The sequence below is a fragment of the Cerasicoccus arenae genome (assembly GCF_014651635.1).
GTDB classification, from domain to species: Bacteria; Verrucomicrobiota; Verrucomicrobiia; order Opitutales; family Cerasicoccaceae; genus Cerasicoccus; species Cerasicoccus arenae.
The window spans coordinates 75307-88865 of record NZ_BMXG01000003.1 but is presented as its reverse complement, the minus strand read 5'-3'; the positions used below and the strand labels follow the sequence as shown (position 1 = coordinate 88865).

The following is a 13559-nucleotide window of genomic DNA, read 5'->3' as shown; positions in this document are numbered from 1 at the left end:
TAGTAGAACACCTTAGAAGCTTGCAGTTTATTAACCCACCATCAGCACTGACTACAGGCAGTTACTCGACGTCTCTACGGGCCTTTACGTAATATGGATCACTGGCAATCGGCTCTTTGTAAGGGCTTGCCTATCAGTTTTTCGAGCCACATGCTAATATTTCATCTTGCGTCCTCACACAATTTTTTCAGCTATACTTTAAACCCTATCTAAACTCTATTATGGAAATTGTTGCACTCGTATTCTTTCTAGTCGGATTTGTCATTGCGCTAATATACGGCATTAAGCTGCTTATTTTGGCTTTCCAGACGTCACTGCTCTGGGGCTTGGGCTACATATTTATCCCATTTGTGGCGCTGATTTTCGTAATTGTACATTGGGAAGACGCCAAGTCACCGTTCCTACGCGGTTTGTTGGCGATCCCTTTTTACATCATAGGGGCAGTGTTGATGCCGCAAAGTTCTGGAATGTACGCTAGCTAATCTAGAATGTGGTATCTTAGCTCTTGGCCGTGACGATCGATGCGGCCAAGAATGATACGGCAAGCATCAACAGCAGGCCGTAGTTCAGGTAAATTTGATCTGAACGGCGGCGGCTCTTTCTTAAAATGGGCAATATCGCGCCCACCCAGAAGGCTGTGCAAGCAATGACCACGACTGTATTCAGATAGCCGCCATCAAGGATGAACAAAGAGACGAAAACAAGAATCAGTGTGGCCCAAAGGCTTTGGCGGATTTCGTGGCGGTAAATGTGCTTAGGGCCACTGTTCATCGCTTAGGATATCCCTTTAACGGAAGAGCATCACGGGGATTTTGCAGCGGCGTATAAGATCCGTGGTCGTGCTGCCGATCAAAAGCTCGCGGATACGGCTGTGGCCGTAGGCACCCATGATGAGTAAATCAATGTCGTTACCTTCCACAAACTTCGCAATCTCGTCTTCGGTATCACCCGTGAGTAAATGAGCTTCCGCTGAAATACCAGCGTCTTCCAGACGGCCTTCTGCTACGCGCAGGGAGTGAGCAGATTCATTGTCGCCGTGGCCATCGCTGACAGTCACAACACTCAAGGCAATGTCGCGCAATGCGGTTTCGGCAATCAGCCAATCGACGGCCTTTTGAGCGCTGGCGCTGCCATCATAGGCCAAGGCGGCCTTTTTAATTTCCCGATATTCGAGGTTGGTGACGAGACAGGGTTGCCGTGCGGCGCGAACAACGCGTTCCAAGTTACCGCCCAAGTGGTCTTTCGCCTGTTCAGCACCTTCTCCGCGTTTGCCAAGCACTACCATGTCGACGGGGGAATCGCCGGTTTCGTAGGCGTCAACAGCGTCGACCAAAAGTCCGGTTTCATGCTGAATCGCAAGCTTATCCATTTCGACACCGGCATCGGCCATTTCGCGCCTGACTGCCTGCTCGACGAGTTTGGCCTTTTTGTTTTCAATTTCTTCCAGGGCATCGGTCATGCCATGATATGGGGAGGCACCGATACTGCCGCCCAAATCGAGCAGGAAAGGCAGCTCAAACTCCCATAGATTGGAAACATAGAGCGCGTCAACGCTAGCTCCGGTGAGTCCAGCTAGCCAGCCAGTGTAGCGGCAAACGGTGCGAGCGTAATCTGAAGCGTCGGTGCAGGCGAGTATCTTTTTCATGGGGTTGTCCTTTGTTTCGATACAGACTACGCCGCTTCCCGCGTAAAAACAAGCGGAACCGCCGAGAAAATGGTGAAATGGCTTGGGCGGTTAAGTTTGTAAGTTCCTTAGACTGACTAGGCTTACAACTTTGAACCAACTAATTTCCCCGTCGGGCCGCTTCGTTGTCGTCCGCTTCTTGATTGTTCGCATCGCTGTCTTCTTCGGGGATGTCCACCTTGGGAAATGGCGCTTGATCAGACTGCCAAAGTGAGGGCCCTGAGGAGGGGTGGTCAATGCTGGGAGGTGCGGGAAATGGCGCGTCGGCCGATTGCCAAAGATCTTCCGCGCTCCGGGTTTCTTCGACGGGAATAGGTTTCGCCGTAATAGGCGGTTCGGAAGCGATGGTCGGTGGCGTTATTGGCAATGGTGGGATCTGCACCTGCGCTTTATTCTCAGCGCTTTTTTCGGCCTTAATCGGCAGCGATACTGCGATGCCTGCCAAAATGACACCGAGGCCATAGAAACCGATATGACCGAGCCAACACAAATTGGAGATACTCCCAAGACTATCCGGCCAATCAAGATCTGGCAGAATGAAAATCTGCAGGAACCACTCCAGCACGCCACAAACCAGGCCGAACAGACCGAAAATTGCAGCAATAACGCCAAGAGTGGAACGAGTGGTCATAATGTGCGCTTAGCGCCTCAGGATTTTGCCCAGGAGTCTTCCTGACGCTTGAGATACTCAGAGTAAACGGCAAGCAAGGCGAGCAGCTTGACTGCGGTGGCGATAGCGCCCAGCACAATCAGCGGCCCGAGCAAGTTGTTGAACTCAAATGGTGGATACATAAGACTTAGTAAAAAGATTAACGCTCAAAGATTAAAGTAAAAAGAATCTGCTACGTGTGGATCAATTGGCCTTCATTATTCGACAAAATCAACGCCTTTGGCCGTGATTTTGCCCATTGAGTAACCACGGGGACAATCGGTGGTTACTCAGCGTAGGACGATACGATGGCTATGGCCGAACTTTCGTACCGCTCGGCACTACGCCGCTTTTCATGACCAAAATGATGCCGTCACGAACGTAGAGATCGCCTTCGCTCCAACCGTCGGGCTTACCTTCGGGAGATAGCTCAACATCATCGCCAATACGGGCGTTTTTATCAATAATGGCGCGGTTGATTTTGCAGTTTTTACCAACCCCTATGTTGGGTCGCTGGAGCTCGGCGTTTTCCTTGCGGTCTTCCGGCATTTCATATTCGTCGCCGCCCATCATCACCACATCCGTCAATTCCGAACCATCGCCGACAATACTGCGCACGCCGATGATGCAGTGCTTGATTTTTGCATGGGAGATAATGCTGCCGCCGCCGAAGAGGGCACGTTCGACTTGGGCACCGTTGACCTTGGTGGCCGGCAAATAGCGGGCGCGGGTGTAGATCGGTGCGCTGTCAAAGAAGTTGAATGGCGGTATGTCGTCGGTCAGGGCCAGATTTGCGTCGAAGAACGCCGCTACGGTTCCAATATCTTCCCAATAATCGTCAAAAATGTAGCTGTTGAGGCTGATTTTGCCGAGGAGACCGGGGATGATTTCCTTGCCGAAGTCGGTCTCGTCGCCGGAAAGGGCATCGATCATCACCTGAGCGGAGAAGACATAAATACCCATGGAGGCCAAAACGACGTCTTCCGGGTTGCCATCAAGAGTGGCGCGAAGCTTGTCGCCGATTACGAGACTGTCGATAACAGCTTGATCGGTCGGTTTTTCCACGAATTCTTGGATCGAATAGTCATCATCCACGCGCATCACGCCGAGGCCTTCGACTTCAGACTTGTGCATGGCCTTGGCTGCAATGGTCACATCGGAGCCAAGGGAGTTGTGGTGATCAATGATCTTCCGGAAGTCCATGCGGTAAAGCTGGTCACCAGAGAGAATCAGGAAGAGATCGTTCTTACCGAAATTAAAGTGGTGCAGGTTTTGCCGGACGGCATCCGCTGTGCCTTGATACCAGCCCTCGCCCTTATCGGTCTGCTCGGCCGACATGATGTCCACATAACCACCGCCAAAGGGGTCAAATTGATAGGTGGACTGAATGTGATTGTGCAGCGAAGCTGTGTTAAACTGCGAGAGCAGGTGAATACGGTTAATACCGGAATTGAGGCAATTACTGATCGGAATATCGACCAAGCGGTATTTGCCAGCCAGTGGCACTGCCGGCTTGCAACGTTCTTTAGTAAGCGGGTAAAGGCGCGTGCCGCGCCCGCCGCCCATGATGACACTGATAACGTTTTGATTCATGGCAGTAAGGGTAAGAGGTTTTACCCACGGTGGGCAATGCCCGTCGAAAAATCCAGACTCTTTTATGAGAAAGCGCCAGATTTGACGTGGTTGTCATTTTTGAAAACACGGACTTGCCCAAATTAAGGGAATACGGCACGCTTCGACTTCATGGAATTGAAAGTCATTCGTGCAGACGACGAAGTATCCCACATTGCGCTCATTGGCCGTATGGACCACAACGGTGTTTCAGTCGTTGAGCTCAAGTTTCTCGCCAGCACTGCCAGTCGGCATAAGCCCACAATCGTCGATATGAGCGAAGTGACCTTCGTGGTCTCGCTGGGCATTCGCATGCTTCTGGGCGCAGCCAAGAGCCTTCAGGCCCAAGGCTGTAAGATTGCCCTGGTCAAAACCCAGCCCCTCGTTGCGGAGACGCTTCGTTTGGCCAAGTTGGATCAGATCTTTGTCCTGGCTGACACCGAAGAAGAAGCGCTGGAAAAAATTTTGGCGAAGTAACCCCTTAGCGGGTGATTTAGGACAAGCTTTCCGGGAATAAATTAAGGGTACTATACTCCTATTCTGACGCATGACGTCTGCCACCCAGTAGACGGCTTATTAGCCACGAGCGACGTTGACTTTTAAACTGCTACGCGGACTGCATGCCAGTGCCCCGATTTTTCCCATTATAACCTATTGTAGAAAATTATGATGAAGCTTTTTTATCAAAAAACGGCCCGGACGTTTGCCGGATTATTTATCTTCCCGTTGCTTGCAGGCAGTCTGAGTGTCGCGCAAGCGGCAGAACTTGCTGGGACACTTGAATTAGGCGGTGCGACGAGCAGCCGTCTCATCTCAAACGTCAATGTAACGCTCTACGAAGCGACGGAGGCAGCCCCAATCAAGCGCGGGAGTGCGAAGACCAACGGCTCCGGGCAGTTTCTCATTGAGACGGACGTTGATGCGACCGACAGCATTTTCTTTGTGACGGCAGATCTGCGGCCACGTGTTAGATTCGTTACGGTTTTGGGCCCGGAATTACCCGCTGAAACGACCATCAACGAGCTGACCACCGTGGCTTCGTCTTATTCGATGGCTCAATTTTATCGGTCAGGCCAAATTTCCGGCGACCCCTTTGCCCTGACGATTGCCGCCATGATGAATGATAACATCGTGACGCCAGCAACGGGGGAATCTTCGCCCGTGCTGCTGAATTCTCCGAATGCCGATCAGACCAATTCGCTTCGCATGACGCGCTCCTTGGCGAGCCTGCTGCACCGTTGTGCGATCAATCCCTACATTGCTGCGTCGTTGATACGCTCGACTAAGGAATACGGCAAGCCTTCGCCCGCAAACACCGCGGTCGCCTTGGCCAATCTCGCCCGTGATCCCGGCAAGAATGTCTCTCATCTATATCGCTTATCCAAATTTCGTCCCGCCTTCACTCCAGCATTGGAAAAAATGCCTGACGCCTGGACGGTAACAGTGAAGGTTAACCACTCGGGTAATGACGACACTATGCAGTTCGGCGGCCCGGCTAATGTTGCCTTTGACGCCTGGGGTTACGCTTGGATTCCCAACAATGTGCCTCAGGGTTCGCCGAATTCCGGTGACTACCTCATCGTGCTGCAGCCCAATGGCCAACCGGCTGATGGGACCAACGGCAGCCCGGTCTCTCCGATTACTGGTGGTGGTATTTACGGCGGCGGCTGGGGCGTGGCGATTGATGCGCAAGACCAAGTATGGGTCGCTAATTTTGGCTGGGGCGGACCCGATTATTACCCGTCTCAAACCCCCGATAGCCCAATTGGCAACGGCACAGGGAGTGTTTCCCTCGTTAAGGCAGAGGACGGCGAAGTCCTTTCCAATCCAGATGGATTTTTCGGCGGCGTTTGGCGGGCACAGGCCATCGAGATAGACGCCGACGGCAATGTCTGGGTCTCCAGTTTCGAGAACGACAGTGTTGTGGTCTTTAAAGACGGCGATCCGGATAATGCCGTGAGCCTCAAGCAATACAATGGCAGCCGGCCCTTTGGCCTGTCGATTAACCCTGACGGCAGCGCATGGGTTGCCGATTCCGGCGGGTTGGACGGCCAGTTTACCAGCAGCTTGGCCAAAGTTAAACTGAATGCCTTTGGCGAACTGGAGCAAACGATTTTGTTACCAATTGGTGACACGCTGAAGGTTGTTGTCTCTGACTCTCAAGGTAACGCCTGGTTGGCCTCTCAAGGCAATGATACTGTTTATTGCATCAGCCCCGAAGGCGTTGTGCTAGGCGCTTTCTCGGGCGGCGGAATTAATGGCCCATGGGGATTGGCTATTGACGGCGAAGACAATGTCTGGATCTCGAATTTTGGCCCGCTCGAAAGCGGAAGCAACTTTACCGACGGTGGTATTAGCAAGATTTGTGGGGCCAATCCAGATTCTTGGCCACGCCGTAAAACGCTAGGTGATCCTTTGTCGCCTGACACCGGGTTCACCGTGCCTTCCGCGGGTGACCAAGTGTTACTAGCCAACAATGAACCACTTTATGGCCCCGATGGCCCACCCAGCTTCTCGCCGCTCATGCGCCAGACGAGCCTCCAGATTGACGCCGCGGGCAACATCTGGACGGTCAACAACTGGAAGCCCGACTTCGACATCGACAACGCAGGTGACAATCCAGGCGGAGATGGCATCGTGATTTTCGTTGGCCTAGCCCCCCCCCCTCCGGTGCTTTTCTAACGAAAAACGCCCAATTGCTTTATGCGTTTCTCCGCATCAGGCGATTGGCTCCAGCGAGGAGGAACACGAAGAACACCAAGGCGGCAAAAGCACCCAGGTTGGTCCAGAATTGGCCAAACTGTTGGCGATGCCCGGAAAAGCTGATCAGCAAATCGGCTTGATCGTCGACCTGCAAGGAGCGAAGAAAGCGAGCCGATTTACCTTGTTCGGGAATGGTGGTCAGTAGCGCCTGTGGTCGGATGAGGGCGGCTTCCTGCTGTTGCAGCAGTTCCTGAGCGACTTCGCGCAGAGCCGCGTTGTCATCAATGCTGTTGGCTTGGAGCAGTTGTTGGGCGTCTTTCTGGCGATAGTTCATGATGTCCACTTTGCTTTGTGCGGCGCTTTGCGACTCCATCTGACTGTCGGACCAGACATTGCGCCGTTGGGAAAGACCAACCACGGCCTGTTGCTCGCGCAGGGTTTGCAACTGGACGCGGGCGTCTTCGTTGAAGGCGGCGTCGTTGCTGGATAGCTTATAGGCACCCTCAAAGGCGCGGCGGGCGTCTTCTTGGCGACCCGATTCCAGCAACACGTTGCCGGCGGCGAGCATGGACTTGGCTTCCTCGGTTTTCTCGTCCGTGGATTTGCGGCTTCTTTCGGTGTAGGAGATCAGAGAAAATAGTTCGCTGCTGGGCGTCTCTGTTGCCTCTTGGGTCATGTTACCCGCCCATTCATTAACGCTCCAGGAGTCTGGATAATAGACTTCCCATTCGATGGCCTCCATCGGCAAGTCGACGCGCGGCCCGACGAGATTTTGGTTCAAGCGTCTCCCTGAAACTGGAAGCTTGCTGGAATAGAAAAACTCGACTTGCGAGGATTCGGGGTCCACGGCACTGGCCTCCAACTGCAAGATCAGGTCGTCGCCCTCACGCCAAGGCCAAGCGCTCTGATGATTCACAAATGCGTACCAGAATTCGCTTTGAGGCGGGAGCTTCAGCCGCAGCAAACGCTTGGAACCGGGGTCGAGATTGATCCGCATCCGTGTAAGCGCCGCGCCGCTGTCGCTGATCACGGTGAGCAGCTGTGCGCCATGGACTTGGGCGGGAAGGGTGTCGGCGGATTCGCGGCGAATGAGCTCTACTGGTAACGAAAAATCGGGACTGAGCACGCGGAAGACCTGTGCGACCCCTTGCTCGCTGACTGGGAACCGTAACTTGGCTGGAATCATCTGGCTCTCAGCATCTTGCAGGGACTCTGGAATCTGGGGGATTTTTAATTCCAGCCGCCCCTGGGCTGTGAGCGACAGGGCACCGGACTGTTGATCAATGCCCATCAGTTGGAAACCAGTGATGGTCTCATTCTCTGGTTGTTGAGGGGTGGAGCGTTGATACTCGACGTTGATCATGAATTTGCCGATTCGCTTGCGATCGAGATAGACGGCCCACTGCCCAGCCTGGCCTTCCACGGGCTCGAAGCGATCCACGGCTTCACCATTGAAGCGCACGCCGAGGCTGTCGGTGGGCATTTTAACGGTTAACTTACGGACGCCCGCGTTCTCCACGGAGAGCTCGATGCGCACATGATTCTCGATCATGCCCGAACGAAAAGACACAGCCTGATGTTGCGATGCCTCGATCCATGGCGGGATGACATCGACTTTAAATTGCAGCTCGGACTTCTCGCTCAAGTAGCGGAAAAACTGCGCCTGGGCGTCGCGGACGCCATAGTCCTTAGGGTCGAGTTGAGTCACCATGCTACGCACGGTGGGCGTCAGGCGATACCCTAGCTCAGTGGAAAACAGCACCGTGCCGGATTGGCGATTGGCCTCCCGCAATAGGATTCGTGGTGCAGTAACTTCGCTTTGGCCAGCCAAGCCGGGGCCGGAAAGCGTGATTGTGCATTGGGTGTTGCCGAGGAGTTTTTGTTTGAGCTGCATCGTGACGACTCGTCCGGCATCTTCGCTTGTGCTTTCGCTCCAGTGGCTAAGGAAGGGGCTGCTGATCGATTCGATATCAAAGTTTTCCGGCACATCAAAGCTGAGCTGGAACACGCCCGCACGATTCACTTCGATGTTGAGCACGGCGTTTAACAGCGTGCGGTCTTCGCCATAGGAGATGCGGCTCTCGCTCTTGACGCGGGTGTCGGGCTTAACCGCCAGTGCTTCAAATTTCAATTGCGATTCTGCCCCCCCCCCCCAGCGGTAGGCCCGGCGGATCACCGGCGTATTGCCGGGGTGCTTTAGCAGTTCCAAGGCGCTGAGCGGGAAGTCTTCCAGATTGATTGCGGAATTCTGCTTCAGGTTGATTTCTCCGATGTGGACTTCCGAGTCCGTGGCCAGTGCGACGAGTGAAATCTGACTGCTTGCCTCAGGCAAGGAAAGTGGTCGCACAGCTTGTTGGTAGGGTAGGGACTGGCTGGTGTACTGCGAGCGAATGGCGACATTGAAGTTAGACGAATGCCCGGGCTGAAAGAACAATTCCACCACTTGCTTTTCCGGGTCAAAGCGCCAGTTGTTGAGGTTCTTGCTGTCGACGGAGGTAATGGTTAGCGCATCGGGCGTGGCAATGGTCAACTGCTCGATCACACCTTGAGCGGGGCGCACTTCGATCTGGTGGGAGCCCTCGACGATCCCCGCCATGGGCTGATAAACTTCGTAGCTCTCGGCAAAGTAAACCCGCTCTTCCTTGCTCACATCCCGGGTTTCCGGCGACCAGCGCAGCGTAACTTTGGGCGATGGACGGAAAACCAGCTTGGTCTGCGTTTGGTCGCCCTGTGTGTCCGTAGTAAAGGAGACCGCCTCCTTGCATTCGACCACAACATTTTTTCCAGGAAAGGAGAAGGTGCCGCGACTCGTCAGCGCTGGGGTCAATGGCAGCTCGATGTATCGCTCGTTGCCTTGTTGGATGACGGGGACTCTGTATGACAAAATTAATGTGTAGCGCCCGGCCTTGTTGGCAAAAAGCTCCGCATTGTTTGCCTTATCGAGACGCAGCTCAATGTTTGCTGGCAGGTCGATATCTTGCAGGACAGCTGGGTGTGATAGCAGCGGAATCGTGGCATCGTCAGCGGCGTCCCATACAAGCGTGGCGCTGACGTTGGCTACATCGTTTTCCACTGCGATGCGCTGGCTTGCTTCCGCGACAACCGTTAGCTCGACGGGCGGCGCAATACTTTTGGCTTCAATCGTTTGTGGCGAGGCAAAGCCCAAAAGCGCGAGCGTAATGATAGTCACGGCAGCCGTCGCTCTGGACATGGAGCGCGCCGGAACATACAGGTAGCGAACCATGACGGCGAGGATGACCAGTCCAAAGAAAATCGGTGAGGCGCTTAGATGCAGCGCGCTCCAAAGCATGAGCAGCCAAGCCCCAATTTCGAGTAGCGGAATCGCCGACTCGGCGCGGTTGCGCCAAGTACAGAATCCGAGTGCGAGCACGCTGATTCCGAGGCCGATCCAGCCAATTGGATTACCACCGTGATCGTCTACGGGCCGATTGCTGATGCTGATCGTCATCGGAGTACTTGATTGCTCCAGCGGTGTTGTAAAGTCCAGCGTGGACACATGTGTAACCTCTCCCGAATACGTCATCAAGAGAATTACCCCCCCCACTATTGCCATCACAATCGCGAGTGTTGCGCAAAACTTGAGTAGCAGCGTTCGCTTATTGTGTTGCTTGAATCTGGTCAGGCAAATGACGCCCGTGATGAGGAACATGACACACGCTAGAGCGCCAATTTTGACCAGCCAAGAATCGCCGAACAGAATATCGCGAAACCATGACCACGCGCCGGTTGGCTGGATGACTTGGCTGGGTTGAAGATCGCCACCCTCAAAGCGCAAACTGAAACCAGGATCTACACTGACTGACCAGTTTACCATGAGAGCGGGAGTGGTTAGGTTGGGTGCCACGAGTTTTAGATACTGGGGATCGGCGGCGCGGGATGCCCATTGCAAGCGAACGGGAATCGGAGTGTCGGCTTCTCGCCCGGCTGGTAGTGGAATCAGAATCGCCTCGCCATCAGCGGCGGGGGTGACTTTTTGATCGGCCACGGTGACATTCCACAATTTTGAGTTGGCTGGTAGCGTCATTCGGAAATGCGGATGTCCCTTGGACTTTAGTTGATAAACCGCGGTGGTTAGCAGTTCGCCGTCGCCGGAAACTTGAGTGCTCAGCTCAGTGTAGTCGACGACTTGGTTGACCGTTTGGCCTTGTTGGAAAGGTGCCACTTCGAAGCTCAATGTAAAAGGCCGGCGGGTGTACTGATATGCGGCGAGGACTTGCGATTCGTAAAGCAGCCGGAACTCCGCCGGGATTTCGTTGGGTTCCAACATGAGCAAGCCGGTTGATTGTTCAATCGACGAGATGTCGAAGGGGAAATCGCTGGTAACCACCACATAGCCTTGTTCGGATTCTACGCCGAGCGGCTCTACGCCACCAAAACTCAACCGTGCGCCTTGCGGGGTGAACTTGGATTCGAAGGTGACGAGGAGCGTGTAGGGCCCGGTTTGGGCGCGTTGCAGGTCGATGAGATACTCGTTGTTTTCCAGCACTTTCCACGACCGGACATTTGGCCCAGAGAAATTTATGTTTTGATATTCGGCGGGAATACGGATGCGAAAGGACTCCACTGGGGCATCACCAATGGCGTAGTTGATAACCGTGCTGCCGTAGAGCGCGCCCTCTGCCAACGTGATCAAGTGCAGGGATTCTGCTTGCACGCTTTGGCTGAGTTTTTCGATGCCGAGTTGGCCGGACCAATCTGGCTGCCGCAAGCGTAAGGCGAGCCGCAGGTCGTTAATGCGTTGCGGGAAATAAGTGGTCACTTGTTCGGCAAGGCCCGTCAAGTTATCGACTGACAGGCGTAAGCCGGGTCCCGCCGCCACGCCGATGTGACCCCGCACACTCTTGACGCCCAAGGGTGCGAGATAGGGCAACGCCCAGCCTGTTTCCGGTAGTGGATCATTACGCTCAAGCTGTAGGCGGATGACACGTTTTCCCTCAAGCGGTTGACTGAAAACGAGGCGCAGTTCGCTCTGGCCTTGCACTTCGTCCGCCACGAAATAATCGGCTAAGGCTGGAGCGTCGACTTGCGCCAGCGAGTAGCCAGCTGGCAGTGAAATATGGAAATCGCGCACGGGTGCCCGGCGAATGTCGCACTCGAACTCGGCGCTGATGCTTTGGTCGTTTTCTTCCAGTCGATAAAGCAGTATTTCTGACACGGCGATTTCTGGAAGGATATTGTCCACGAGCAAACCCAAGCTGTATTGGTTACCGGCAAAACGATAGGCGAGGACCTGTTTGGCAGATTCTCGCTGGGGGGAGGGGGGGAGGAATTCCGGGGCGATCTGGGCGAGGTTCTGCACCGACTGAGGTGACAGCTCGACGGCACCAGCGTTGCGCAAACTCCAGAAACCGCCGGTGCGTATCGCTTCGTCGACGGTCAACCGGGCTGGGGCCACGGTAAATGGAAACTCGCCCAAGGCAGTTTGCAGGGCGACTTCAACTTGCGTTGTTTCGGTTTGCGGACGGTTGAAGCGAATGGTGATGGCGCGTTGCCCGGAATGCTGTGGCTCGGGCTGCCCGATCTCCCAGTTTAATACCGCTGGCCCGGTGACGCTGGTTATCTCGCCATCGCCATCGAGCCATAGCTTGAGGGACGACATCGCGCCCTGCAGGACGTTGATTTTAACCGTTTGCGATTGGCGTAGAAGCCCAACGCTCAAGACGGTGTCGATCACGTTTTCTGCGGTGAAAAATAACTTGGCCTGATCTGCTGGATCGTCCTGCCAGGCGGGGTCAGTCCATTGGAGATTGAATGCCCCCGTAGGTGGCAGATAGCCGAGGTAGGCATTGTCCTTGGCCTCAACGGGCGCGCTGCCGAGTTCGACGCGCTGAGGCGATGCGGGCATGTCAAGCAGTCGAACGGGCCGCAAGGCGCTGGATGCTAGGCCAAACTTCACGGATCGCTTGCCGGGTTGTTTGTTTACACTGGCCACGAAGTTGCTATCGATGGGGAAACGTCCAGCCTTCTTTGAGACGAATCGGTACGCGCCATTGCGATAAACAATTTCGGTGGCATCAATATTGGGTAACTTGGTAAAGGCGGCATCGCCGGATAGCAGCAGCAGATCGGCACCATCGGGATCGTCGACGACTATTTCTCCAGTCAGCTTGAACTCAATAGCGTTTGGCTGCCACTGTCCCGTGAGTTGAAAATCAATGAGGCGGCTTGGCGAATTCGTGGGCGGTGCCACGGTGAATGTTAGCGAATACGTTTGGCCATCAGTGATAAAGTCCCGCCCTTGCTCGGGCTTTTCCGAATTTGAATCGATAGTTTTGAGGCCAGAGCTTTGCCAGTCGCGGAGGCTGACGTTTGCACTGGGCTTCACGCTTAGTTGCCCATGCAGGAGACCAGGGTCGGCTAGGTTAAAGGCAATCGGTGACGCTGTAGCCGGAAGCTTTTCCCAGCGCTGCTCATGGGTGACCTTGAAGGGAATTCCGCCAGACTTCATTGGCTCCTTGAGCTTGATGACGAGTTGCCTGCTTGAGCTGTTGGCTAACTGGCGCTGGCTCCAGCTTTCGATTCCATCACCGGTCACATCGAGAAGCTCGGCGTTGCCCGCCACGTCGATGACGAGTTCTTCGAGCTTGCCGCTTTTTACGTCGGCGCGGAACTCCGTGATCTGCGTAAGCCGATCAGCTTCGACGGTGACGTTGGAGTCCATCGAAAAGGTGTAAATAATTGGCTGCTTATCTTCGCTACCGGGGGGGGGGAGTAAGCGTGCGATGAACTGCAAGACGCCTTGTCCGTCTTTGGCTTCACCATTGATTGCCATGGACTCGATGGGGAAGTCATTCGCCTGCGCGGCGTGAGCGATATTAACGTTAATTATTAAGTATATTAATGAAAATATACGATAAACGAGTGTGCGTGTTCTCATGGCAGGTCTTTGGC

9 protein-coding genes are annotated in these 13559 nt (G+C 54.4%); 3 read left to right on the top strand and 6 right to left on the bottom strand.

Features of this window, described 5'->3' with window-relative positions:
- Positions 1 to 221: 221 nt before the first annotated feature.
- Positions 222 to 482 carry a hypothetical protein gene (locus tag IE065_RS03230; protein ID WP_189511774.1) on the top strand — a complete coding sequence of 87 codons (261 nt, stop codon included), beginning with the start codon at positions 222 to 224 and terminating at the stop codon, positions 480 to 482.
- A gap of 16 nt (positions 483 to 498) precedes the next feature.
- Here the strand turns inward: IE065_RS03230 and IE065_RS03225 are convergent, their stop codons facing one another.
- The 5 genes from IE065_RS03225 to IE065_RS03205 form a co-directional block, all read right to left on the bottom strand.
- Positions 499 to 771, bottom strand: a complete 273-nt coding sequence (locus IE065_RS03225; RefSeq protein WP_189511773.1) for a hypothetical protein — start codon at positions 769 to 771, stop codon at positions 499 to 501.
- Positions 772 to 787: 16 nt separating this feature from the next.
- Entirely contained in the window at positions 788 to 1645 is an 858-nt protein-coding gene (locus tag IE065_RS03220) for a universal stress protein (protein ID WP_189511771.1), read from the bottom strand.
- Positions 1646 to 1784: 139 nt separating this feature from the next.
- Entirely contained in the window at positions 1785 to 2315 is a 531-nt protein-coding gene (locus tag IE065_RS03215; protein WP_189511769.1) for a hypothetical protein, read from the bottom strand.
- 17 nt (positions 2316 to 2332) lie between these two features.
- On the bottom strand, positions 2333 to 2476 hold the full coding sequence (locus IE065_RS03210) for a hypothetical protein (protein ID WP_189511767.1): 144 nt from the start codon (positions 2474 to 2476) through the stop codon (positions 2333 to 2335).
- A gap of 169 nt (positions 2477 to 2645) precedes the next feature.
- A complete protein-coding gene (locus IE065_RS03205; protein ID WP_189511765.1) occupies positions 2646 to 3926 on the bottom strand; it encodes a glucose-1-phosphate adenylyltransferase in 1281 nt (426 codons plus the stop codon).
- 150 nt (positions 3927 to 4076) lie between these two features.
- Here IE065_RS03205 and IE065_RS03200 point away from each other — a divergent pair, with 150 nt between their 5' ends.
- Together IE065_RS03200 and IE065_RS03195 are read left to right on the top strand one after the other, a co-directional pair.
- Positions 4077 to 4421 carry an STAS domain-containing protein gene (locus IE065_RS03200; RefSeq protein WP_189511763.1) on the top strand — a complete coding sequence of 115 codons (345 nt, stop codon included), beginning with the start codon at positions 4077 to 4079 and terminating at the stop codon, positions 4419 to 4421.
- Positions 4422 to 4610: 189 nt separating this feature from the next.
- Entirely contained in the window at positions 4611 to 6626 is a 2016-nt protein-coding gene (locus IE065_RS03195) for a Vgb family protein (RefSeq protein WP_189511761.1), read from the top strand.
- A 19-nt stretch (positions 6627 to 6645) separates the two neighbouring features.
- Here IE065_RS03195 and IE065_RS03190 read toward each other — a convergent pair whose 3' ends face one another.
- Complete coding sequence (locus tag IE065_RS03190) at positions 6646 to 13545, bottom strand: hypothetical protein (protein ID WP_189511759.1); 6900 nt, start codon at positions 13543 to 13545, stop codon at positions 6646 to 6648.
- Between the last annotated feature and the right edge of the window lie 14 nt (positions 13546 to 13559).

Coding starts and splice junctions, on each gene's coding strand:
- IE065_RS03230 (WP_189511774.1), top strand. CDS start 222: ATGGAAATTGTTGCACTCGTATTCTTTCTAGTCGGATTTGTCATTGCG.
- IE065_RS03225 (WP_189511773.1), bottom strand. CDS start 771: ATGAACAGTGGCCCTAAGCACATTTACCGCCACGAAATCCGCCAAAGC.
- IE065_RS03220 (WP_189511771.1), bottom strand. CDS start 1,645: ATGAAAAAGATACTCGCCTGCACCGACGCTTCAGATTACGCTCGCACC.
- IE065_RS03215 (WP_189511769.1), bottom strand. CDS start 2,315: ATGACCACTCGTTCCACTCTTGGCGTTATTGCTGCAATTTTCGGTCTG.
- IE065_RS03210 (WP_189511767.1), bottom strand. CDS start 2,476: ATGTATCCACCATTTGAGTTCAACAACTTGCTCGGGCCGCTGATTGTG.
- IE065_RS03205 (WP_189511765.1), bottom strand. CDS start 3,926: ATGAATCAAAACGTTATCAGTGTCATCATGGGCGGCGGGCGCGGCACG.
- IE065_RS03200 (WP_189511763.1), top strand. CDS start 4,077: ATGGAATTGAAAGTCATTCGTGCAGACGACGAAGTATCCCACATTGCG.
- IE065_RS03195 (WP_189511761.1), top strand. CDS start 4,611: ATGATGAAGCTTTTTTATCAAAAAACGGCCCGGACGTTTGCCGGATTA.
- IE065_RS03190 (WP_189511759.1), bottom strand. CDS start 13,545: ATGAGAACACGCACACTCGTTTATCGTATATTTTCATTAATATACTTA.